The 22,070-nt window shown below is 70.1% G+C and carries 19 protein-coding genes; 9 read left to right on the top strand and 10 right to left on the bottom strand.

Going from position 1 to position 22,070, the window contains the following annotated elements:
• Positions 1-139: 139 nt before the first annotated feature.
• The gene (hflX, locus tag AB0J58_RS06035; RefSeq protein WP_364211056.1) at positions 140-1,507 is read left to right on the top strand and encodes a GTPase HflX; all 1,368 of its coding nucleotides are present in this window, start codon (positions 140-142) and stop codon (positions 1,505-1,507) included.
• Positions 1,508-1,558: 51 nt separating this feature from the next.
• On the opposite strand, the gene AB0J58_RS06040 is transcribed toward hflX, so the two are convergent.
• Genes AB0J58_RS06040 through AB0J58_RS06065 form a run of 6 tightly spaced genes read right to left on the bottom strand, consistent with a single transcriptional unit; the run spans position 1,559 to position 7,447 of the window.
• Positions 1,559-3,136 (bottom strand): SpoIIE family protein phosphatase, encoded by a 1,578-nt coding sequence (locus tag AB0J58_RS06040; protein ID WP_364210893.1) that lies wholly within the window; start codon positions 3,134-3,136, stop codon positions 1,559-1,561.
• Positions 3,129-4,811 (bottom strand): ATP-binding protein, encoded by a 1,683-nt coding sequence (locus AB0J58_RS06045; protein ID WP_364210896.1) that lies wholly within the window; start codon positions 4,809-4,811, stop codon positions 3,129-3,131. The genes AB0J58_RS06040 and AB0J58_RS06045 overlap by 8 nt, the downstream gene beginning before the upstream one ends.
• On the bottom strand, positions 4,808-5,818 hold the full coding sequence (locus AB0J58_RS06050) for an ATP-binding protein (RefSeq protein WP_364210899.1): 1,011 nt from the start codon (positions 5,816-5,818) through the stop codon (positions 4,808-4,810). The genes AB0J58_RS06045 and AB0J58_RS06050 overlap by 4 nt, the downstream gene beginning before the upstream one ends.
• Positions 5,806-6,207: an anti-sigma regulatory factor gene (locus tag AB0J58_RS06055; protein ID WP_343979903.1), complete on the bottom strand. Its 402-nt coding sequence runs from the start codon at positions 6,205-6,207 to the stop codon at positions 5,806-5,808. The genes AB0J58_RS06050 and AB0J58_RS06055 overlap by 13 nt, the downstream gene beginning before the upstream one ends.
• Complete coding sequence (locus tag AB0J58_RS06060; RefSeq protein ID WP_343979899.1) at positions 6,204-6,584, bottom strand: STAS domain-containing protein; 381 nt, start codon at positions 6,582-6,584, stop codon at positions 6,204-6,206. Before AB0J58_RS06060 ends, AB0J58_RS06055 begins: the two co-directional genes overlap by 4 nt.
• On the bottom strand, positions 6,584-7,447 hold the full coding sequence (locus AB0J58_RS06065) for an STAS domain-containing protein (protein ID WP_364210902.1): 864 nt from the start codon (positions 7,445-7,447) through the stop codon (positions 6,584-6,586). Before AB0J58_RS06065 ends, AB0J58_RS06060 begins: the two co-directional genes overlap by 1 nt.
• Before the next feature lie 743 nt (positions 7,448-8,190).
• Here AB0J58_RS06065 and hutI point away from each other — a divergent pair.
• The 4 genes from hutI to AB0J58_RS06085 all read left to right on the top strand — a co-directional run bounded on the left by hutI (position 8,191) and on the right by AB0J58_RS06085 (position 13,878).
• Positions 8,191-9,399: an imidazolonepropionase gene (hutI, locus tag AB0J58_RS06070; protein ID WP_343979893.1), complete on the top strand. Its 1,209-nt coding sequence runs from the start codon at positions 8,191-8,193 to the stop codon at positions 9,397-9,399.
• Positions 9,400-9,457: 58 nt separating this feature from the next.
• The gene (locus AB0J58_RS06075) at positions 9,458-10,291 is read left to right on the top strand and encodes a DegV family protein (RefSeq protein WP_364210905.1); all 834 of its coding nucleotides are present in this window, start codon (positions 9,458-9,460) and stop codon (positions 10,289-10,291) included.
• Between the two features lie 414 nt (positions 10,292-10,705).
• Complete coding sequence (locus AB0J58_RS06080; RefSeq protein WP_364210908.1) at positions 10,706-11,377, top strand: ComEA family DNA-binding protein; 672 nt, start codon at positions 10,706-10,708, stop codon at positions 11,375-11,377.
• A 26-nt stretch (positions 11,378-11,403) separates the two neighbouring features.
• Positions 11,404-13,878, top strand: a complete 2,475-nt coding sequence (locus AB0J58_RS06085; RefSeq protein WP_364210911.1) for a ComEC/Rec2 family competence protein — start codon at positions 11,404-11,406, stop codon at positions 13,876-13,878.
• Here AB0J58_RS06085 and AB0J58_RS06090 read toward each other — a convergent pair.
• Positions 13,875-14,030, bottom strand: coding sequence for a hypothetical protein (locus tag AB0J58_RS06090; RefSeq protein WP_343979879.1), 156 nt, complete (start codon positions 14,028-14,030; stop codon positions 13,875-13,877). The genes AB0J58_RS06085 and AB0J58_RS06090 overlap by 4 nt on opposite strands.
• Positions 14,031-14,139: 109 nt before the next feature.
• Between AB0J58_RS06090 and holA the strand changes: the two genes are divergently transcribed.
• The gene (gene holA / locus AB0J58_RS06095) at positions 14,140-15,111 is read left to right on the top strand and encodes a DNA polymerase III subunit delta (RefSeq protein ID WP_364210914.1); all 972 of its coding nucleotides are present in this window, start codon (positions 14,140-14,142) and stop codon (positions 15,109-15,111) included.
• A gap of 118 nt (positions 15,112-15,229) precedes the next feature.
• Here holA and rpsT read toward each other — a convergent pair whose 3' ends face one another.
• Together rpsT and AB0J58_RS06105 are read right to left on the bottom strand one after the other, a co-directional pair.
• Positions 15,230-15,505, bottom strand: coding sequence for a 30S ribosomal protein S20 (gene rpsT / locus AB0J58_RS06100; RefSeq protein WP_364210917.1), 276 nt, complete (start codon positions 15,503-15,505; stop codon positions 15,230-15,232).
• A 168-nt stretch (positions 15,506-15,673) separates the two neighbouring features.
• Positions 15,674-16,675 carry a hypothetical protein gene (locus AB0J58_RS06105; RefSeq protein WP_364210919.1) on the bottom strand — a complete coding sequence of 334 codons (1,002 nt, stop codon included), beginning with the start codon at positions 16,673-16,675 and terminating at the stop codon, positions 15,674-15,676.
• 74 nt (positions 16,676-16,749) lie between these two features.
• On the opposite strand from AB0J58_RS06105, the gene lepA reads away from it, so the two are divergent.
• Complete coding sequence (gene lepA / locus AB0J58_RS06110; protein WP_343980027.1) at positions 16,750-18,588, top strand: translation elongation factor 4; 1,839 nt, start codon at positions 16,750-16,752, stop codon at positions 18,586-18,588.
• A gap of 95 nt (positions 18,589-18,683) precedes the next feature.
• A complete protein-coding gene (locus tag AB0J58_RS06115) occupies positions 18,684-19,319 on the top strand; it encodes an MOSC domain-containing protein (protein ID WP_364210922.1) in 636 nt (211 codons plus the stop codon).
• 76 nt (positions 19,320-19,395) lie between these two features.
• Here AB0J58_RS06115 and AB0J58_RS06120 read toward each other — a convergent pair whose 3' ends face one another.
• The gene (locus tag AB0J58_RS06120) at positions 19,396-20,673 is read right to left on the bottom strand and encodes a glycoside hydrolase family 18 protein (protein WP_364210925.1); all 1,278 of its coding nucleotides are present in this window, start codon (positions 20,671-20,673) and stop codon (positions 19,396-19,398) included.
• A gap of 178 nt (positions 20,674-20,851) precedes the next feature.
• On the opposite strand from AB0J58_RS06120, the gene hemW reads away from it, so the two are divergent.
• The gene (gene hemW, locus AB0J58_RS06125; protein ID WP_364210928.1) at positions 20,852-22,063 is read left to right on the top strand and encodes a radical SAM family heme chaperone HemW; all 1,212 of its coding nucleotides are present in this window, start codon (positions 20,852-20,854) and stop codon (positions 22,061-22,063) included.
• Positions 22,064-22,070: the final 7 nt, after the last annotated feature.

A 22,070-nucleotide genomic window follows, 5' to 3' on the forward strand; every position in this document is an offset into this window, starting at 1 on the left:
GGAAGAGACCCGGGGTGTTCGGGCGTTCACTCATATGAGAAGAACGCATACGGACCCACCATCTGAATGGAGCGACGACATAGACACTCGTGAGCCGCTGGACATCGATCGATTCGACGACCTGCTGGACACCGGCGAGATGGATCTGGCCGAGCGCCAGGCACTGCGCCGGGTGGCGGGCCTCTCCACGGAGCTGGAAGACGTCACCGAGGTCGAATACCGCCAGCTGCGACTTGAGCGGGTCGTCCTGGTCGGCGTCTGGACCTCCGGTACGGCGATCGACGCCGAAAACTCCCTCCTGGAGCTCAAGCTCCTCGCCGAGACCGCGGGTTCACAGGTGCTGGAGGGATTGATCCAGCGCCGCCAGAAGCCCGACACGGCGACCTACATCGGTTCGGGCAAGGCGCAGGAGCTCGCCGACATCGTCTCCGCCACCGGTGCCGACACCGTGGTGTGCGACGGTGAGCTGAGCCCCGGCCAGCTTCGCCAGCTCGAGGAGACGGTCAAGGTCAAGGTCATCGACCGGACCATGCTGATCCTCGACATCTTCGCCCAGCACGCCAAGAGCCGCGAGGGCAAGGCCCAGGTCGAGCTCGCGCAGCTCAACTACCTCCTGCCGCGCCTGCGAGGCTGGGGTGGCAACCTGTCCCGCCAGGTCGGTGGGCGCGCCGCGGGCGGCGTCGGCATGGGCGGTCGCGGTCCCGGTGAGACCAAGATCGAACTGGACCGTCGCCGGATCCGCGAGCGGATGGCCAAGCTGCGCCGCCAGATCGGCGAGATGACCACCGCCCGCGAGACCAAGCGGGCCCGACGCCTGCAGCGCGAGGTCCCCGCCGTGGCCATCGCCGGATACACCAACGCGGGCAAGTCCTCGCTGCTGAACCGGCTGACCGGCGCCGGAGTGCTGGTCGAGGACGCCCTGTTCGCCACGCTCGACCCGACGGTCCGCAGGGCGCACACGCCCGACGGCCGCCTGTTCACGCTGGCCGACACGGTCGGGTTCGTCCGGCACCTGCCGCACCAGCTCGTCGAGGCGTTCCGCTCCACGCTTGAGGAGGTCGGCGATGCCGACCTGATCCTGCACGTGGTCGACGGCTCGCACCCCGACCCCGAGTCGCAGCTCGTCGCGGTACGTGAGGTGTTCGCCGACATCGAGGGCGTCCGCGACATCCCGGAGATCGTGGTCATCAACAAGGCCGACGCCGCCGACCCGGTGGTGCTGGCCCAGCTGACCGCGCGGGAGAAGCACACGGTCGTGGTCTCGGCCCGCACGGGCGCCGGGATCGACGAGCTGAGGGCAGTGATCGAGCGGGAGCTGCCCCGGTTCGACCAGGAGGTCAGGCTTCTGGTGCCGTACGAGCGCGGCGACCTGATCTCCAGAGCGCACGGGGAGGGCGAGGTCCTCGGCATCGAGCACACCGAGGACGGCACGGTGCTGCACGCCAGGGTTCTGCCCGGCCTCTTCGCCGAGCTGGAGAAGACCGCCAAGCCGGTCGAGACCGTCTGATCGGTTCCTTCCGCCGTACCGCCTCCCGAGGCGGTACGGCGGCGTCCTTACTCACCTCTCGCGGCGGAACATGACCAGCGCCACGTCGTCTTCCCTGGCGCCGAACCTCTCGATCAGCCGGTCGCAGAAGGCCTCCAGATCCTCCTCCACCTCCTCGGCCAGGTGCTGTACGATCTCCAGGCTCTCGTCGAGCAGCTTGTCGCGGTCCTCGATGAGTCCGTCGGTGAACATCAGCACCGAGCCTCCCTCCGGCACGTTCACCCGGTCGACCCGGTAGCTCTCCTCGGCCACGCCCAGCAGGAGATTGCCCATGCGGTGGTAGTGGGCCCGTCCGTCGGCGATGAGAAGAGGCGGGATGTGCCCCGCGTTGGCGACCTCCATCTCCCCGGTCACCGGGTCGAGCAGGAGCAGGCAGACGGTGGCGGTCATACCCGGGTGGTAGCGCCGCAGCACGTCGTTGAGCAGGGCCATCGACGTGCCGAGATCCGAGGTGCCGATGATGGAGGCGCGCAGCGCGTGGCGCAGTTCCGCCATGACGGTGGCGGCCAGCAGCGAGTGTCCCTGGACGTCGCCGATGGCGATGAGCACCCGCTCGCCCAGCCGCAGGACCTCGTAGAAGTCGCCGCCGACCTCGACGTTGTCGACCGCCGGCTGGTACCGCCAGCTGATCGTGAGCCCGGGGACCTCGGGAATCCGCGCCGGCAGCAGGCTGCGCTGCAGGGTGATGGCGATCGCGTGCTCCTCGGCGTACGCCCGGAGCGCGTCCACGGCGAGGGCGAGGGCCTGGCCGAGCTGGCGCAGCACGTTGGACTCGTCGGCGTCGAGCGGCGGGACCCCGTCCACCCCGAGGTAGACGGGAGGCCTGCCCAGCTTGGTGCGGCAGACCACGACCGAGGCGTCGCCGCTGATCTTCGTGTCGGGCAGCATCCCCGTCCACTTGGCGGTGGGGACCGTGAAAACTTGGGTTCCCGCGGCATCGCCCAGGGACATCGCGCCCAGCCTGGTCAGCGTCTCCGGCGTCGCGATCTTGGCGACGGCGGCTTTCTCCGGAGGTACGGCGGTGAACCTGCGGATCCGGCCATCGGGAAGCAGCGCGAGCGTGCTCCCCCGCCGCTCCAGGATTCGGGAGGCCCCCTCGACGGCCGTGCTGAGGAGCTCGTCGAAGGTCTCGGCGGAGTTCATCGAGAGCGTGACCTCGGTGAGAGCGGCAAGCCGCCGGGCCATCAGTTCGGCGCGCTGCCGGGCGCGGTAGTAGCGCAGCGTGGCCTCGACCGTCGCGGCGAACTCGTCAGGCTCGACCGGCTCGGCCAGGTAGGCGTCGGCTCCGCGTTCGAGCCCCTGGGCGCGGTCGGCCGGGGTGATCGCCGCTCCGGAGATCTGGATGACCGGTATCGACGACGTCGCCGCGTCGGCCTTGATCTGCTCGCAGACCTCGTAGCCGCTGATGTCGGGCAGTCGTACGTCGAGGACGACCAGGTCCGGCTGGAGCTCCCTGACCTTGGTGAGCGCCTCCAGGCCGCCGGTGGCCTGCACGACCTGGTGTCCCGAGCGGCGCAGCCAGCTCGACAGGATGTACAGCTTGGTCGGGGTGTCGTCCACGACCAGCACCGTCGCTCCGTCGCTACCCATGGGCGTGTCCCAGAGCGCTTCCGATCGCCTCCAGCAGGGTGTCACGACGGAGCCCCTGCTTGGAGATCACTACGGGGGCTCCCTCCGGGGCCTGCCGCGACGTGGCGACGGTCACGATGACCACCGGTATTCCGCGCAGTCGCTCGTCGTCGGCCATCCGCGACATCAGCGCGGTGCCGTCCAGACGGGGCATCAGCAGGTCCACCAGCGCGAGGTCGGGCGGGTTCGCGGCCATCGCCTCCAGCGCGCTCAGCCCGTCGGAGGCCTCGTCGATGTGCGCGGTGAAACCGGTGAGCATCCGCCGTACCGTGGCGCGGAACTCCGCGTCGTCGTCCACGACGAGCAACCGGCCGACCATCGGGGCCTCGTCGCTCCGGTAGGGCAGTCTCAAGGTGGCCGTGGTTCCGGATCCCGCGGTGCTGGTCAGCTGCAGTCCGCCGCCCAGGGCCTCGGCCAGCCTGCGGGCGTACGGCAGGCCGAGCCCGGTGCCCTTGGTCCGCGCCTGGATCTTCCCCGGCACCTGGAAGAACTCCTCGAAGACGCGTTCCAGGTGCTCCTCGGGCACGCCTATCCCCGTGTCGGTCACGGTGAAGACCAGGTCGTGGGTGGCGGCGTCGATGCTCACCGTCAGCTTGACCTCGCCCCGCTCGGTGAACTTCAGCGCGTTGGAGAGCAGGTTCCGCAGGATACGGGTGAGCATCACCTCGTCCACCATCATCTCCAGCGGTGTCTGCGGGATCTCCACCGTGAGCGTCACCTCGTCGTTGCCGCTGGTGGGGTGGAGCGTCATGCGCAGCCGTTCCGCCAGCGCCACCAGGTCGACCATGGAGGGCTGGGGATCGAGCCGCCCGGCCTCGGCCTTCGCCATGTCGAGCAGCTCGCTCACCAGCGCCAGAAGCGTCTGCGCCGAGGAGCCGATGAGGTTTATCTGGTGGAGCTGCTCGGCGGCCAGGGGTTCCCCGCCGGGTCCCACCAGGAGACGGACCAGGCCGATGATCGAGTTGAGCGGGGTGCGCAGCTCATGGCTGACCGTGGCCCAGAACCTGTTCTTCGCCTCGCCCGCCGCCCTGAGCTGCGTGGACTTCTCGTCCAGCTCGGCATAGAGCGCCACGACGCCGCGGTTGGTCTCTTCCAGTTCTTCGGACAGCTGGTTGTAGAGCGCCAGCACTCCCTGGTTGGTCTCCTGTAATTCGCTGTTGAGCTGCAGGACCTCCTCCAGGGTCTCGGCGAGCTCGCGGTTCTGCAGGCGCAGCTCGTCGAGGGCGGTGGTGGGCGCCGCGGCGGCGAGTACGGCGCGTATCTCCTCTGCCGAGAGCCTCGGCTTGCGGCCCTGCGGGAGCCGTTTGACCATGCTTATTCTTCCCTCGGCGGGATCGACCTCGATGAGATCGACGAGACGCCCCGCCAGCGTCACGCCGTCCGATGGGCTGAAACCGGTCTTCGCCGAGAAGCCAATGGTGATGAGCAGGGCGTCCCGCTCCAGTCGGAAGGCGATGGAGGCTTCGATCTCGGCGTCGAGAAGTTCCCTGCCGATCTCGCTCAGCGCGGTGGCCACCCGGATCTGGTCCTGGGCCTCCAACCCGACGCTCTCCGCCACCTCGCGGCCGAGCCTGCGCATGGCGAAGACGTCCTGGTCGCCCCGGACACCGACCCTGATCAGCTCGTCCCCGGTCATGCGCCCGGCCTGACGGCGACCACGCAGGCGTCGTCCCTGCGGGTACCGGCGTCGCGCAGCAGCGTGCCGGCGACGACGGAGGGGAGGCGCGTGACGAGCCCGGGGTAGGAGGTGATGTCCCAGCGCTCGGACAGTCCGTCGGAGTGGAGCAGGACGACGCTGTGCCGTGGCACGGTGTACTCGTACTGGCGCAGGGTCCTGGCCTTGTGGCCGGCGATGCCCGGCACCGAGATCATCCCCTGACGGCCGTCGCCGCGGGCGATCCAGGCGGAGATGTTGCCGAGGCCGGCGAAGCTCACCGTGCCCGCGGCACCGTCGATCCGGGCCACGGCGACGGCGCCGCCCCTGGTGTGGCTCAGGCCGGTGTGGATGCGCTCCAGGACGGTGACCGGTGCGAGGTCCGCGTGCCGCAGGAACAGGCGCACCGCCTCCTGTGAGGCGTGGGCGGCGGCGGGGCCGTGCCCGAGCCCGTCGCAGAGCATCACGGTCATCGTGGCGCCGGTCTCGGTGACCACGAAGGCGTCTCCGCAGACGTGTTCCTCACCGATCGGGCGCGTCAGGCCGCTCACCTGGGACGGAGGCAGCGGAGCGCCCTGCGCGACGAAGTACATGCCGAGCACGGTTCCCCGGCCGGGCACGGAGTGAACCTCGTATCCGCTGGCCATCCGGGCGATGCCCCCCAGCCCGATGCCGAGCGTGCCCGTCGTGGAGTAGCCGTCGCGCAGGGCGCGGGAGACATCGTGCATCCCCGGCCCCCGGTCGATCGCGAGGACCTCGACCGCCGAGTCCAGTTCGGGATGCGGCCGGATCAGCATGACCCCCTCGACCGCGTGCTTCACCAGGTTCGACGCGGCCTCGCTCACCGCCACGGCGACCCGCCCGGTGTCCTCCTCGCCGAATCCCCGGATCTCGGCGAGTGCCACGGCGGTACGGCGGAGCGCGCCGATCGCACTGGCGTCCTCGGCGCGTACCCAGACGTCGGGCTGCGAGCGGATCAACGTGCCCATTTCGTCACCGTGATCAGCGTGCCCTCGCCAGGGGTCGATTCCAGGGCGAATTCGTCGACCAGACGGCGGGAGCCGCTGAGGCCGAGACCGAGGCCGTTACCCGTGGTCCACCCGTCGGTCAGCGCCTGCTCGATGTCCGGGATGCCGGGCCCGTTGTCGCTGAAGGTCATCCGTAGGCCCCGCCGTACACCCTTGTGCACGACCTCGACCCGCACCTGTCCTCCTCCCGCGTAGACCAGGGCGTTGCGGGCCAGCTCGCTGGCCGCGGTCACCACCTTGGTCTGGTCGACCAGGGACAGGCCAACGTTCACGGCGACGGTCCTGACGCGCTGGCGGACCAGCACGACGTCGCCGTTGACGTTGATGGGCAACTCCTCTGCGCTTGTCACCAGGCGGCCGCGGAGGTCTGGGAGCTTTCGATCTGGTTCAGCAGCGCGACGCCCTTCTCCAGATTGAGCGCCGTGCGCACGCCACCGAGGGAGAGGCCGAGTTCGACGAGGGTGATCGCCACCGCCGGGCGCATGCCGACGACGATCGTCTCGGCGTCGAGCATGCGGGAGATCGCCGCGATGGTGGCCAGCATCCGGCCGATGAAGGAGTCGACGATCTCCACGGCGGTGATGTCGATGATCACTCCTCGCGCGCCGGTCGCGACCACCTTCTCGGAGAGGTCCTCCTGGAGCGCGAGCACGCTCATATCCTGCAGGTCGATCTGGATGGAGACGATCAGGATGTCGCCGAGTTTGAGGATGGGCACGCGTTCCATCAGGCCTCCACCGTCCGTACGGCGATACGGGACTGCCCGCCGTTGACGACCTTGACGCCGCTCGCCCGCAACGTGTGGGCCAGCGCGTCGGCGAGCGTGGCCTTGGTCACGATGTCGCCGAACTCGATGCCGAGGGTGACGATGGTGTGGGCGATCTGCGGGCGGATGCCGGAGATCACGCACTCGGCGCCCATCAGCCGGGCCGCCACCACGGTCTTGAGCAGGTGCTGCGCGACCTCGGTGTCCACGGCCGGCACCCCGGTGATGTCGATGACCGCGTGCTCGGAGCCGGTGTCGACGAGCGTCTGCAGCAGCTTCTCCATGACGACCTGTGTCCTGGCCGAGTCGAGCGTGCCGACCAGCGGCACCGCGACGATGCCTTCCCAGAGCTTGACCACCGGGGTGGACAGCTCCAGTAGCTGCTCCGCCTGGTCAATGATGATCTTCTCCCTGGCCGCCGCGTAGCTCTCCACGGTGAAGAGCCCGAGGTCGTCGATTACCCGGGAGAACCAGATGAAACCTCGCAGGGCATCGGGGGAGCCGTCCTCCTCGGCCGTCTCGTAGAGCGCCTCCTTCAGGCCGAACACCACGATCGCGGTCTCAGTCGGGGTGAACCCCTGGCGGGCGCGGTCGCGGGACAGCTCGGCGAGGAGGCCGTGCAGGTCGCTGAGGTCGCCGGAGCCTTCGAACGACTGACGCAGCGCCTGGTAGAGATCACGTAGCTGGTCGACCAACCCTCCGCGATCCACCTGGCTGCCGGTGGCGGAGATGGCGATCTCAAGCCAGCGCTTGAGGACGCGGTCCTCGTGCTCCTGGAGAAGTGCTTCGATGCGACGCCGACCGGCGTCCGCAGGGACAGACAAGGCGACTCCTATACGTGTGACCTGGGGACAACTCGCAGGAAAGGCTACCCGCAGTGTCCTGCCCATGGCCTTTTCCGGGATTTGACGGGTGGATCGTGACCGGGAGCCGGGATGTCGAGCCGTCGCCCCGGGTGCTCTCACGGTGACGCGACGGCCCGTCGCCGAGGTGGAGGCGGTCAAGGATCACGGTCCGAGCCTCCCGATTATCAGCCTAGGTTGATCGCGAATCGCGTTTCAACGACGGGGCTTGCGCTGGACGGCTCCCTGAGATGCACTGTGATTGCGAAAGCGTACAAAAGCCGCGAAAGCCGCAGTGGTCGGCCGGGGTTTAGATTGCTACCATAAGGCAAATCTAGCGAGATGTTATGACGCAAGTTGCTCTGGTGACTACTGTTACGGACGATGAAGAAGTAGTCTGAGCTGTGGAAAGGTGCTCAACGTCACGCGTGACCGCCGAGCCGGCGGGCGAGGTGCGGTCGCGGTGAGGCGGCGTTCTTCCCAATTAGCCTGTACAGCGGGCTGACTTGTGAAATAACGTAACTGAACTGAAATCGCCCGATCATGATCTCGGCGATACTGTCGCCGCACAACAGATACGCGGATGAGAGCAGGAGACCCCCGATGCCGTCCGGAGTCACAGCGGGCTTGAAGGGCACGGTGCCCGGCAGTGTCAGGGGCGACTCGTCCCGTCCGGGTGTGGTCCTCCTCCAAGCGTCTTCCCCTGAACACAAGGCGGTGATGCGATGACGGTCCGCCTTCTGACCAACATCGGCCGGCTCTGGACCGGAAACGATGTGTTCAGCAACGCGGCGATCCTCGTTCACAACGACAGGATCGCCTGGGTCGGCCGAGCCGCGGACCTGCCGCAGAGCGTGCCCGGGGTCGTCGACGACATCGTCGACGTCGACCACGTCGAGAACCTGGGCGGCGCGCTGGTCACCCCCGGCCTGATCGACGCGCACACCCACCCGGTCTACGCGGGCAACCGCTACGCCGAGATGGCGATGCGCTCCGGTGGTTCCACCCCCTCCGCGATCACCGCGGCGGGCGGCGGCATCGGTTCCACCGTGACGGTCACCCGGGGCACCGATCCCTGGACGCTCTGCAACGGTGTCCGTGAGCGGCTCCGGGACTGGCTGCTCAGCGGCACCACCACCATCGAGGCCAAGACCGGCTACCACCTCACCCGCGACGGCGAACTCGCCGACGTGCGGCTCCTGCGCGAGCTGGAGAAGGAGCCGATGATGCCGCGGGTGCACGTGACCTTCATGGCCGCGCACGTCGTCCCGCCCGAATACTTCGGCCGCCAGCGCGACTACGTCGAGGCCGTGGGCTCCTGGTGCGCCGACGCCGCGGCGGCGGGGGCCGACAGCGTCGACGTCTACTGCGACGAGGGGCACTTCACCGCGGAGGAGGCCCGCTGGGTCCTGGCCTCCGGGCGCAACGTCGGCCTGCAGCCCCGCGTGCACGCCGGCGCGTACACCCGCAGGGGCGCCGTCCAGCTCGCCGCCGAACTCGGCTGCGCCTCCGCCGACCTGCTTCACCACACCACCGACGAGGACATCGCGATCCTGGCCCGCTACGGAGTCCCCGCCGTGGTCTGCCCCGGAACCGCCCTCCAGCGTGGCAGCCTGCCTCCCGTCCGCCGGATGCTCGCCCAGGGGGTCACCGTGGCCCTCGGCAGCGATCACAACCCGGGCCACTGCGGCATCACCTCGATGTCACTGGTCATCAGCCTCGCGGTGGCGGCCTTCGGTATGAGCGTCGGCGACGCTCTTCGCGCCGCCACCCTCGGCGGTGCCACGGTCCTGGGGGCTTCCGACCGCGGTGTTCTCGCCCCGGGTCGCCTCGCCGACATCGTCCAGTGGGACGCCGACCACGAGGGCGCCTTCGCCTGGGCCTTCGGCCTCAAGCCCCGCCGGGTCTGGCGTGGAGGCACCCCCGTCCAGTAGGTCCGATGTCCGTGACTCCGCCCTTCTTCGTCTGATCTTCTCCGAGTAACCTCTGGACATGTCGCCATCGGTCGCCGTCGTCACCGACTCCACCGCCTACCTTCCGCGAGAGCGGGTCTCCCGCCTGGGCATCATCGTGGTACCGCTCCAGGTGGTCGTGGGAGGCAGGTCGCTCGACGACAGGGCGCTGGACGACGTGCCCGGGGAGCGGGCTCCGGTGACGACCTCCAGGCCCGCCCCGCGGCGTTTCGCGGACGCCTACGACCAGGCGGCGGCCCGGGGCGCGACCGGCATCGTCTCCATCCACCTGTCGGCGGAGATGTCCGGCACGGTCGAGGCCGCCCGCGCGGGAGCCGAGGATTCACCGGTTCCGGTCGACGTCATCGACAGCAGGTCCATCGGCATGGGCCTGGGATTCCCCGTCCTCGCCGCCGCGGGTGCCGCCGCCGCGGGCGCGACCCGGACGGAGGTGGCGGATGCCGCCCGCCGCCGCGCGGAGTCGATCCGCAGCTTCTTCTACGTCGACACCCTGGAGTACCTGCGCAGGGGAGGCCGGATCGGCGCGGCGGCGACCCTTCTCGGCTCGGCATTGATGATCAAACCGATCCTGCACATCCGTGACGGCGCGATCGTTCCCCTGGAGAAGGTCCGTACGGCGAGCCGGGCCATCGCCCGTCTCGAGGATCTCGCGGTCGAGGCCGCGGGCACCGCCCCGGTGGAGGTCGCCGTCCAGCATCTCGGAGCAGCGGCCCGTGCCGAGGCGCTGGCGGCGCGCCTGCCCCGGCGCATCCCCGCACTCGTCGAGGTCACAGTCGTCGAGGTCGGTTCGGTCGTCGGTGCCCACGTCGGCCCCGGGATGCTCGGTATCACCGTCTCCTTCCCGCCCTCCTGACACCCGTGGGCGGGACGCCGTCCACAACCTGACCGCGTGGCTGGCCGGATATCCACAGAACGGTGTTCGGCGAGGATGTTCCCGGTGCCGCCCCGTAGCGTCCTGCGGGTGCGGACCACAGGCCAGAACATCGAGCGGTTCCGGGCCGAGTCGCGGCTGCGGATCCTGACAGGGCGTGGATCACCTGCCGCCGTGCCCCTCCCGCGCGGGTCGGCCGACCTGCTCGCTCTGCCGCGGCCCAACGATCGGTTCTCGCCGTTCCGGCCGGCAAGCCCTGCCGATCCGGGAGATCCGCTCCCTCACGGGGAGGACGAGGCCGTTCCGCCCTGTTCGGCGGGGGATGCGTGGGCCGGTGGGCGGGGTCGGCCGCAGGATGTCGCCTCCCTCGACGGTCCCGCCGCGCGTGTGCGTTCCATGCCGTCTCCCCCGGCCTTCGAGGCGCTGCGCAAGGTCGTGGCCGCACAGGGACAGGCTCTCGGTCCGGACAGGCCGGGGTTGCGCCTCCTGCTGCTCGTCGCCCTGACGGCCGCCGTCGCCGGCGGCGTGTACGCCTGGAGATCCCAGCCGGAGCCCGAGCCGCTGGCCCCGCCGGCGCCGATCTCCGGGACTCCGCCGCCGGAGCCTGGTAATGCCGCACGGCTCCGGCCCGCGCCGGCCACCGAGCTGACGGTTCACGTGACCGGAAAGGTCCGTCGCCCCGGGGTGATCACATTGCCCGGAGGTTCCCGGGTCGCCGACGCGGTCCGGGCGGCCGGGGGCGTTCGGGGGGCGGCCGCCACGGGTTCGCTCAACCTGGCGCGCAGGCTCGTCGACGGCGAGCAGATCGTCGTCGGCTCGGCCGGCCCCGCCGCCGCGGCGGCACCCGCCCCGATGGATCCGGCGGACCCCGCCACCGCCGTCGTCGACCTCAACACGGCCACGATCGAGCAGCTCGAAGGGCTGCCGGGCGTGGGCGAGGTGCTCGCCCGGCGCATCACCGAGTACCGCGCCGCCCATGGCGGTTTCCGCGCCGTTGAGCAACTCCGCGACGTGAGCGGCATAGGCGACCGTAAGTACGCCGAGATGCGCGACAGGGTCCGGGTGTGATCCGCAGGTCGGGGAGGGCGGTCGGGATGCGAGCCGGCCCGGTCGTCGAGGTCGGGCGCGCCGGGGCCACCGAGAGCCCTGACGGTTCCGGTGCTCCCGGGAAGGCCGGTGGTGTCAGGGATTCCGGAAAGGGGCGGGGCGCGCATGCCGCGCATCTGCTCCTGCCCGCGGCGGCATCGTGGGTGATCGCCCTGGTCCTGCTGGGCTGTCCGGCGGCGACGGGTGCCGTGGTGGCCGGTCTGCTGGCCGTGGGTGCCCTGGCCGTGGCTGTTCTGGTCCGGGCGGGGAGGGCGGCGGGCCGGCGTAACGCGGTGATCGCGGTCCTGGGGTGCGCGGCCGCGGTGGCCGGGTCGGTGGCCCTCCGGGTGCACGCGGCCGGTACGGGACCGGTCGCCGAGCTGGCCGGAAGGCATGCCTCGGCAGTGGCGGAGGCGGTGGTGACCGACGACCCCCGGGAGGTGGCCCGGCGTGGCGGGCTGTTCCGGCGGGAGAGCTTCGTGGTGCCCGCCCGGGTCGAGTCGGTCGGGACGGGAGCGGACAGGGTGAGGCTGCGGGCTCCGGTGCTGCTTTTCGTCTCCGGCGCGGAGTGGCGTTCGCTGCTGCCCAGCCAGCGGGTCGAGGTCAGCGGGCGCTTCGGCCCGGCGGACCCCGGTGAGCTGCTCGCGGCGGTGGTGCTGGTCAGAGGGGCGCCGCGAGTCCTGAGCGGACCCTCCTGGGAGCAACGCGCGGCCGGAGCGCTCAGATCGGGGCTGAGGAAGGCGGCCGAGGTGTTGCCGCCGGCGCAGCGCGGGCTGCTGCCCGGCCTGGTGGTCGGTGATGTGTCCCGGATGGACGACCAGGTCAGAGCCGACTTCAAGGCGGCCGGCCTCAGCCACCTGCTCGCCGTCTCCGGGGCCAACCTCGCCGTCGTGGCCGGTGCGGCGGTCGCGGTGGCCAGGACGGCCGGTCTGCCACTCGCGGCGCGGGCGGTGCTGGCGATCTCGGCCATGGTCGCCTTCTCGGTCGTCGCCCGGCCCTCGCCCAGTGTGCTCAGGGCTCTCCTGATGGGCGGGGTCGCCGCCGTGGCACTCGGTACGGGCCGCTCGCGCGACGGCGTCGCGGCTCTGGCGGCGACGGTTCTGGGACTGATCTTCTTTGTCCCCGACCTCGCCCGCTCCTACGGCTTCGCCCTGTCGGTCTTCGCCACCGCGGGCATTCTGGTCCTCGCACCGCGCTGGCGCGACCGGCTCTCGGCCCGAATGCCCCGATGGGCCGCGGAGGCGATCGCCGTGGCCGCCGCCGCCCAGGCCGCCGTCACCCCCGTCCTGGTGCTCATGTCCGGGCAGCTCGCACCGGTGGCGATCCCGGCCAACCTGCTCGCGGGCCCGGCCGTGGCCCCGGCCACCCTGCTCGGCTTCGTGGTGGCGCTGGTCGCCCCCCTGCACATGGGGCTCGCTCAGCTGCTGGTCCGGCCGGCGGGTCTGGCCACCGGATGGATCATCGAGGTGGCCGGGCACACCGCCGGGCTCCCGTGGGGCGTGCTCCCGTGGCCGGGCGGCGTCACCGGGCTGCTCCTGCTGGCCGCTGCCGTCCCGCTCGCCGTGCTGGTGCTGCGGCACCGGAGGATACGCCTGATCGCCCTGGCGGCCGTCGCCGGCCTGGTTCTCGCCGTGACGGTGGCCGCGCCGATCGTGGCTCGCTGGCCGCCTCGCGGATGGTTGCTGGTGGCCTGCGATGTCGGCCAGGGAGACGCGCTGCTGGTCGCGGCAGGGCCCGGGCGAGCCGTGGTGGTGGACGCGGGGCCCGATCCCGTCCGGGTGGACCGCTGTCTGCGTTCCATGGGAGTCGAGGAGGTGCCGCTGGTCATCCTCACCCATCCGCACCTCGACCATGTGGGAGGGCTCGACGGTGTCTTCCGCGGGCGGGCGGTGGGAGCGGTGCTGGTGACCCCGCGCGGCACCGGAGACGACGCCGGGGAGCATGAGGGGGCGAGGCTGAGCGAGGATCTCGCCCGCCGCCGCGTGGCCGAGTGGGCGGCGAGTCCGGGGGCGAGCTGGCGGTTCGGGCCCTCCGAGCTGACGGTCATCGGCCCGGTGGCCGAGGTGTCCCGGACCGGTGCGGGGAAGGGGGCGGCCGTCAACAACGCCAGCGTCGTGGTGCATGTTCGCTGGGCCGCGGGGTCGGCTCTGCTCAGCGGCGACATCGAGACCGAGGCCCAGGCGGAGCTGCTCCGCAGGGGCCTGCCGCGCGCCGAGATCCTCAAGGTTCCGCATCACGGATCCGGCAGGTACGACCCGGCCTTCTTCGCCGCCATCGGTGCTCGTGCCGCCCTCATCAGTGTGGGGGCGGACAACGACTACGGCCATCCCGCGCCGTCGACCCTGGCCACGCTGTACCGGCTCGGTGTGCGCGTCCACCGGACGGACCTGTCGGGAGACCTCGCCGTGGTGGACAGCGGGGGAGCCCTGTCCGTCATTCCCCGAAGGAGCGCTCCGGCCGGAGGGGCTCCGGTACGGGACTAGGACGTGACCTTGGCCGGGCGGCGGAACTCGGTGTCCACGTCGGCGGCGTAGACCGACCGGCTGCAGCGCGCGCAGCGGTACATGATCGGGCCCTCGTCGAGGGACGTTCCGCAGCGCGGGCAGGCGTGGCGGCGAATGGTGGAGTTCGTCATGGTTTTCACCTCCTGTGAGGTTCCCAGGGTGCCTCAGGGCACCTGCATTTCGATTGCGAACGACTTGCCGATGCCCCTCCCGTCACCGGGACGTGGCATGCTGCTCGGCATGGCGGCAACCGATCCGGCACCCGTGATCCTGATACTCGGCGACGAGGAACTGCTGGCCGACCGCGCGGTGAGTGAGGTGACCTCGGCGGCCAGGGCGGCCGACCCGACCGCCGAGGTGCACGATCTCCCCGGCGCGAAGATGGAGCCCGGGGAGCTCACCCGTATGACGTCGCCCTCGCTGTTCGGCGACAGGTCCGTGGTGGTCGTCCGCTCGGCCCAGGACCTCGGCAAGGACGTCATCGCCGAAGTCGTCTCCTATGCGGCTCACCCGGCCGAGGAGACCGTGCTGATCCTCGTCCATCCGGGGGGCGTCAAGGGGAAGGCGCTGGTCGACGGGGTCAAGAAAGCCGGGGCGCAGGTGGTCCCGGTCACCAAAATGACCAAACCGGCCGAGCGGCTGGCGTTCGTCAAGGCGGAGCTGAAACGGGCCGGGCGCACCATCGGGGCGGACGCCGCCGCCGCGCTCCTCGACGCCGTGGGCAACGACCTGCGCGAGCTCGCCGCCGCCTGCAGCCAGCTCGCCTTCGACACCCCCGGCAAGGCGATCGACGAGGCCGCAGTGGCGCGCTACCACCGGGGCAGGGCCGAGGTCAGCGGGTTCACCGTGGCCGACTCGGCAGTCGAGGGGCGCCTGGGCGAAGCCCTGGAACAACTGCGCTGGGCCCTGGCGACCGGTACGGCACCGGTCCTGCTGGTGAGCGCGCTCGCCGGAGGTCTGCGCTCGCTGGCGAAGGTGGGCGGTGCGCCCCGCAACCTGAGGGGCGGTCAACTCGCCGGTCGGCTCGGCATGCCGCCCTGGAAGATCGAACGGGTTCAGCGGCAGCTGAACGGCTGGGGGCCCGAAGGCCTCGCCCGCGCGATCCAGGCCGTCGCCACCGCCGACGCTCAGGTGAAGGGCGGCGGCGCCGACCCCGCGTACGCGCTGGAGCACATGGTCCAGACCGTGGTCGCCAGCCGCACCGGACGCTAGCCGGGCAGGGAGACGCTCGGCCCCGCGGTTGTCCGCAGCGGTGCGCCAAGCGTCACGGGCGGTTGAAACGCAAGAACGCCGCACCCCGTGAGGGGGGCGGCGTCCGCGAAACCTGGAACTACTTGGCGGCCGTCGACAGGGCGGCGGCGCGCTGGGCGATCGCCGACTTGCGGTTGGCGGCCTGGTTCTTGTGGATGACGCCCTTGCTGGCAGCCTTGTCCAGCTGACGGGCGGCGGCGCGCTGGAGCACAGCGGCCTGCTCGACGTCACCCTGGTCGGCGGCCTCGCGGAACTTGCGGATGGCCGTCTTCAGGGAAGACTTGACAGCCTTGTTACGCAGCCGGGCCTTCTCGTTCTGCCGGTTGCGCTTGATCTGGGACTTGATGTTCGCCACGAAGAAGCCTCGGTGAATGTCGTTGGATGGGGCGCGCGGGCAGAGAGGGCGCGCCACACGCAGTTGACTAGGCTACCAACTGCCGAGGTCGTCGCTCAAATCGACAGGCCGGGCAGAGGGATGCCCGATCAGTTTAGCGTGTGATTTTGATCGCTCGGACCGTAATCCTCACGGCTTGAACCAGAACTTGTCGTACTCGGCCCAGTCCTCCTTGGTGGCGGCGAAGTCGACGTAGATCGCCAGCCCGAACCGCTCACGGCGCTTGCCGTACGAGGTCAGCGCCAGCCGGGCACCCCTGGCCGCGTTCTCGACGCTCTCGGCCTCGTCGGCCCATGGGGCGTCGTGATCGTGGTAGGCGGGGGCGCCGATCAGCACCGTCTTCTCCTCGGGGACGAGTTCCAGCGCCAGCGTGCTCTGCCGCACGACGTAGCCGCCGTAGACGGCGGGGAAGGGGAGATATGAGTCGTAGGTCATGATCGCTACCTGGTCGGTAAGGTTCACCACCTGGCGGAAGTAGTCGGGCGACCAGTACTTGTCACGACCGAGGGCGGCGCGTGCGACCGGGCGGACGAGCGGGAACGGCTCGATCTGCGGGGTCGAGGTGGAGAGCAGGCCGTCGCCCACGATCACGCGGGTCCGGGTCAGCAGGTCGAGGAACTCGGTGTCGCCGTCGCCGATCGGCTCGAAGTTGTAGTGCACGCCGTCGAAGCCGAGCGCCATGATCGCGCGTGCGCCGTCCAGCACACGCTGCCTGGAGGCCGCGTCGTCGAGGTCGAGGGTGCCGTCGACCTTCTGGCCGAGCCAGGCCGAGATCCTGACCTTCGGCAACTCCTCGCGCCACCACTTCAGAAGATCGACAGCCCTGGGGTATCTCTCGATGGGCAACGTCCCGTCGCGGTCGAACGGTCCCGAGTGGAGGTAGACGTCCTTGATGCCGGTCTTGCGGAGCCTGGCGGCGAGCGTCCGCACGTCGTCGTGGGTCTTCCTGCCGTCTACCCACGCGTGGCCGAGCCACAGGGCGTCGTGGCCGGTCGTCTTCGCCCACGGGGCGGGTGTCCCGGTAAACTGCAGGGTGAGGGTGGCCACGGCCAACCCTGGAAGCGCAAGGAGCAGGGCCGCCACCACGGCGAGAAAACGCAGGCCGAGTCGTGCTCTGGTCCGGGCTATCACCCGGACATGTCACCATGGAAGGCGGCTGGCATGCCAGCCGTGTGATCGTCATCAATCTGTTGAAACGGACCCCGGTGCGCATTCAGCCTGGCCAGACCGACCCCGCGGTGCTCCGCAACTTCTGCATCATCGCGCATATCGACCATGGCAAGTCGACGTTGGCCGACCGCATGCTGCAGATCACCGGAGTGGTCGACGACCGTTCCATGCGCGCTCAGTATCTCGATCGGATGGACATCGAGCGCGAGCGCGGCATCACGATCAAGTCGCAGGCGGTCAGACTGCCGTGGCGGGTCGGCGAGACCGACTACGTCCTCAACATGATCGACACTCCCGGGCACGTCGACTTCACCTATGAGGTCTCCCGGTCGCTCCAGGCGTGCGAGGGCGCGATCCTGCTGGTCGACGCCGCGCAGGGGATCGAGGCGCAGACCCTGGCCAACCTCTACCTGGCCATGAACAACGACATGACGATCATCCCGGTGCTCAACAAGATCGACCTGCCCGCCGCCCAGCCGGAGAAGTACGCCGCGGAGATCGCCCACCTCATCGGCTGTGACCCGGAGGACGTGCTGAGGGTCTCCGGCAAGACCGGTGTGGGCGTTCGCGAGCTCCTGGACCACGTGGTCGAGAACATCCCGGCCCCGGTCGGCGACGCCGACGCGCCCGCCCGCGCGCTGATCTTCGACTCGGTCTACGACACCTACCGAGGTGTGATCACCTACGTCCGGGTCATGGACGGGCACCTGGGCAAGCGTGAGCGCATCCTGATGATGTCCACCGGCGCGGCCCACGAGACGCTGGAGATCGGCGTCATCTCGCCCGAGCCGAAGATCGCCGACCAGGGGCTGGGCGTCGGTGAGGTGGGCTATCTGATCACCGGCGTGAAGGACGTCCGCCAGTCGCGGGTCGGTGACACGGTGACCTCCGTGTCGAGGCCGGCCGCCGAGGCGCTCAGCGGATACCAGCACCCCAAGCCCATGGTCTTCTCGGGCCTGTACCCCATTGACGGTGACGACTACCCCGAGCTCCGCGAGGCGTTGGACAAGCTCCAGCTCAACGACGCGGCCCTGGTCTACGAGCCGGAGACCTCCGCCGCCCTGGGCTTCGGCTTCCGCTGCGGCTTCCTCGGCCTGCTCCACATGGAGATCGTCCGCGAGCGGCTGGAGCGCGAGTTCAACCTCTCGCTCATCTCCACCGCGCCCAACGTGGTCTATCGAGTGATCATGGAGGACGGTAAGGAGGTCGTCGTCACCAACCCCTCGGAGTTCCCCACCGGCAAGGTGGACAAGGTCTTCGAGCCGATGGTGAAGTCGACGGTGCTCGTCCCCTCGGAGTTCATCGGCGCCATCATGGAGCTCTGCCAGAACCGCCGGGGCAACCTGCAGGGCATGGACTACCTGTCCGAGGACCGCGTCGAGATCCGCTACACGATGCCGCTCGGCGAGATCATCTTCGACTTCTTCGACCAGCTCAAGTCCCGTACGCGCGGCTACGCCTCGCTGGACTACGAGCCCTCGGGTGAGCAGGAGTCCGACCTGGTCAAGGTCGACATCCTGCTCCAGGGCGAGGCCGTGGACGCCTTCAGCGCCATTGTTCACCGGGAGAAGTCCTACGCCTACGGCGTCGAGATGGCCAAGAAACTGCGCGAGCTGATCCCCAGGCAGCAGTTCGAGGTGCCGATCCAGGCGGCCATCGGCGCCCGGGTCATCGCCCGTGAGAACATCCGTGCCATCCGCAAGGACGTCCTCGCCAAGTGCTACGGCGGCGACATCTCCCGCAAGCGCAAGCTGCTGGAGAAGCAGAAGGAGGGCAAGAAGCGGATGAAGATGGTCGGCCGCGTCGAGGTGCCCCAGGAGGCGTTCGTCGCCGCGCTGTCCACCGAGTCCTCCGCGGACAAGTCCAAGAAGTAAAGGACGTCGAGGGCCCGGCCGGGCTTGGCACCGAGTAGGAAGAATCGGTGGATATCGGTTCGCCTTCCGGTTGAGGGCTCCGATACCGTCCGGTCATGCAGATTGCCTCGGTGAACGTGGGCCGTGCCGTCGACGCGGAGTGGGCCGGTCGTCTCAGGCGCACCGCGATAGACAAGACCCCCGTGGACGGCCGGGTCGGGGCCTCGGAGAGCGGTCTGGCCGGGGACGAGAGGGCCGATCTGGAGCACCACGGCTCTTCCGATCAGGCGCTCTACGCCTACGCGCGGGAGGACTACGACTGGTGGCGGGCCGAGCTGGGCCGGGAGCTGCGCGACGGCATGTTCGGGGAGAACCTCACGACGGTGGGGCTCGACGTCAACGGGGCCAAGGTCGGGGAGCGCTGGCGGATGGGCACGGTGCTGGCCGAGGTGACCGGCCCGAGGGTGCCGTGCTCGGTGTTCCGCGGCTGGATCGGGGAGCCGGGCTGGCTCAAGACCTTCACCCGGGCCGGGCGGGTCGGTGCCTACCTGCGGGTGGTCGAGCCGGGCGAGCTGGGCCGGGGCGACGCCGTCGAGATCGTCTCGCGCCCCGAGGGCAGCGTCACGGTCACCGAGTCCTTCCGTGCCTACCACGGTGACAGAGACCTGCTGCGCCGCCTGCTCGCCCATCCAGGGCACCCCGAGAAGTGGGACAGGGTCGCTGAGCGGGTGCTGGGGCGCGTGCGCGGTTAGGCGTCCGGGGACGAACGCGCGGGCGGGGCCGCAGATGACCCAGATCCTGCGGCCCCGCCCGGTATGAGAGGGTCGCTCAGCGCAGGATCCTGTAGAGCGCCGAGGTGAGCGACGCCGAGGTGTCGTCCTGGTCGATGGACCACATCATCGAGCCGCCGAGGCCCTTCAGGCGGATGTAGGCCGCCTTCTGGGCCAGCGAGGCCGGGTCGTCGTAGGACCAGAACTCGTTGCCGTCGTAGAGCCACACGGTTCCGGTCAGCAGGTCGCGGTAGCGCTTGCCCGGCTTGTTCACCAGGATCTTGTAGTCCTCGCTTCCGGCGGCGAAGGTGCCCGGCGCGGGACCGGTGGCGGTGCCGTACAGGCCGTTCCTGCCGCCGGTGACGCCGGTCCAGCCCTGACCGTACGCGGGCACGCCCACCACGATCTTCTTGGCCGGGGCACCGCGCGTCAGGTAGTCGCGGACCGTCTGGTCCACGCTGTATTTCACCGGGTTGGGGTCGCGCCGGTCGTTGAACAGGTTGCCGTTGTGGCCGGTGCTGTTCTCCCACGGGCCGTGCAGGTCATAGCCCTGGATCGTGGCGAAGGTGAGCTGCTTGAAGACGTCGCGGACCTCGAAGCCCGCGTCGATCTTCGCGGCGGCGGCGGGCAGGAAGGCGGTCAGCTCGGTGCGCCGGTCGAACTCGTTCATCTGGCGGCGCAGTTCGGCGACGAACAGGGTGAAGTTCCGCTTGTCCTCGGGACGGATGATGTTGCCCTCGTTGCCGGAGGAGCCCGGCCACTCCCAGTCGAGGTCGATGCCGTCGAACACGCCCGCTCCGGTGCCGGGGGCGGTGCCGGGCAGGTTGCCCCTGAGCCACAGATCGATGCAGGAGGAGGCCAGTCTGGCGCGCCCGGAGGGGGTCAGCACCGCGTCGGAGAAGTATTTTGAGCCGGTCCAGCCGCCGAGGGAGATCAGCGTCTTGAGGCCGGGGTGCTTGGCCTTGAGCTTCTTCAGCTGGTTCAGGTTGCCGTTCAGGGCCTGGCCCTCGGCATCGCCGACGCCGTCCACGCTCTGCTCGGCGGCCACCGGGCGCTGCCAGTCGGCCCACGGGTCGGCGGAGTAGCAGTCGCCCTCGGCGTTGACGAAGCCGAAGGCGTAGTTGATGTGGGTCAGCTTGGCGGCGGCGCCGCTGCTCTCCATGTCCTTGACGTGGTAGTCGCGGCCGTAGACGCCCCACTGGATGAAGTAGGCCACCCGCTTGAAGCGGTCACCGTTCCCTGAGGGGGTCTGGGCCTGGGCCGGGGCCGGTAAGGCCACCGCCGCGAGACCCGCGGCGAGGGCTGCCGCGATCATGTTCCGGAGGAGTCTCTGCACGGGCTTCTCCACTGCTCGGAATAGTAACTTATAGGAAACTTTCCTTTAAGTTTTCCCGGATCGTAGACCTGTGCGATCTGTCCGTCAACGGTACGCGGCGGTTTGACCGGTGGGCGGCCGGCCTTCCACAGCCGGGGCGACGTCCCGGGCATCGCGCGGGGAGCGGCAGACTTGGGGCGTGCCATCCACACTTCCCGACGGGGATCCCGTACCCGCCTCGGGCGAACTCCCCGAGAGCGCGCTCGCCGGACTCGGCGAGCGGCCCTTCGGCTTCTACGTTCACGTGCCCTTCTGCGTGACCCGGTGCGGTTACTGCGACTTCAACACCTACACGGCCTCGGAACTCGGTCCCGGCGCCGCGCAACGGGACTACGCGGACACCGCCGTCGACGAGGTGCGGCGGGCGCGGGCCAACCTCGGCGCCGCGCGCCTCCCGGTCGAGACCGTGTTCTTCGGCGGGGGCACCCCGACCCTGCTGCCGGCCGGAGACCTGGTACGGATCCTGGGGGCGATCGAGGAGGAGTTCGGGCTTGCTCCCGGCGCCGAGGTGACCACCGAGGCCAACCCCGAGTCGGTGGACCCCGCCTACCTGGCGGAGCTTCGCGAGGGTGGGTTCAACCGGATGAGCTTCGGGATGCAGAGTGCCCGCGAGCACGTGCTCGCGGTGCTGGACCGTCGCCACACCCCCGGACGCCCGGCGCGGGCCGTACGGGAGGCGAGGCAGGCGGGGTTCGAGCACGTCAACCTTGACCTGATCTACAGCACGCCAGGGGAGAGCGACGACGACTGGCGCGCTTCGCTGGCCGCGGCGATCGAGGCGGGACCCGACCATGTCTCCGCGTACTCGCTGATCGTCGAGGACGGGACGAGGCTGGCCGCCAGGATCAGGCGGGGCGAGCTCCCGATGCCCGACGACGACGTGGCCGCCGACCGTTACCTGATCGCCGACACCATGCTGGCCGAGGCGGGGTTCGAGTGGTACGAGGTGTCCAACTGGGCGACCTCCGAGGCCGGGCGATGCCGGCACAACCTGCTCTACTGGACCGGCGGAGACTGGTGGGGCGTCGGTCCGGGGGCGCACAGCCACGTCGGCGGCACCCGCTGGTGGAACGTCAAGCACCCCGCCGCCTACGCCCGGCGACTGGCCGCGGGCACCTCGCCCGCCCAGGCGCGAGAGGTGCTGGGGCCCGGGGACAGGGCGGTGGAGCGGCTGATGCTGGAGCTGCGGCTCGCCCAGGGTTTCCCGCTCGGGGAGCTCGACCGCCCCCGAGTGGTCGCCCGCGCGCTGGCCGACGGCCTGCTGGAGACGGAACCGTTCAAGGCGGGCCGGGCTGTGCTCACCCTGCGCGGCCGCCTGCTGGCCGACGCCCTGGTCCGCGACCTCACCTGAGTTCCGG

It is taken from the genome of Streptosporangium sp. NPDC049644, from assembly GCF_040675205.1.
GTDB classification, from domain to species: Bacteria; Actinomycetota; Actinomycetes; order Streptosporangiales; family Streptosporangiaceae; genus Streptosporangium; species Streptosporangium fukuiense.

Coding starts and splice junctions, on each gene's coding strand:
- AB0J58_RS06050 (WP_364210899.1), bottom strand. CDS start 5,818: ATGGGCACGTTGATCCGCTCGCAGCCCGACGTCTGGGTACGCGCCGAG.
- holA (WP_364210914.1), top strand. CDS start 14,140: ATGGCGGCAACCGATCCGGCACCCGTGATCCTGATACTCGGCGACGAG.
- AB0J58_RS06040 (WP_364210893.1), bottom strand. CDS start 3,136: ATGGGTAGCGACGGAGCGACGGTGCTGGTCGTGGACGACACCCCGACC.
- AB0J58_RS06080 (WP_364210908.1), top strand. CDS start 10,706: ATGCCGTCTCCCCCGGCCTTCGAGGCGCTGCGCAAGGTCGTGGCCGCA.
- AB0J58_RS06060 (WP_343979899.1), bottom strand. CDS start 6,584: ATGGAACGCGTGCCCATCCTCAAACTCGGCGACATCCTGATCGTCTCC.
- hflX (WP_364211056.1), top strand. CDS start 140: ATGGATCTGGCCGAGCGCCAGGCACTGCGCCGGGTGGCGGGCCTCTCC.
- AB0J58_RS06085 (WP_364210911.1), top strand. CDS start 11,404: ATGCGAGCCGGCCCGGTCGTCGAGGTCGGGCGCGCCGGGGCCACCGAG.
- hutI (WP_343979893.1), top strand. CDS start 8,191: ATGACGGTCCGCCTTCTGACCAACATCGGCCGGCTCTGGACCGGAAAC.
- AB0J58_RS06090 (WP_343979879.1), bottom strand. CDS start 14,030: ATGACGAACTCCACCATTCGCCGCCACGCCTGCCCGCGCTGCGGAACG.
- AB0J58_RS06115 (WP_364210922.1), top strand. CDS start 18,684: ATGCAGATTGCCTCGGTGAACGTGGGCCGTGCCGTCGACGCGGAGTGG.
- AB0J58_RS06075 (WP_364210905.1), top strand. CDS start 9,458: ATGTCGCCATCGGTCGCCGTCGTCACCGACTCCACCGCCTACCTTCCG.
- AB0J58_RS06045 (WP_364210896.1), bottom strand. CDS start 4,811: ATGACCGGGGACGAGCTGATCAGGGTCGGTGTCCGGGGCGACCAGGAC.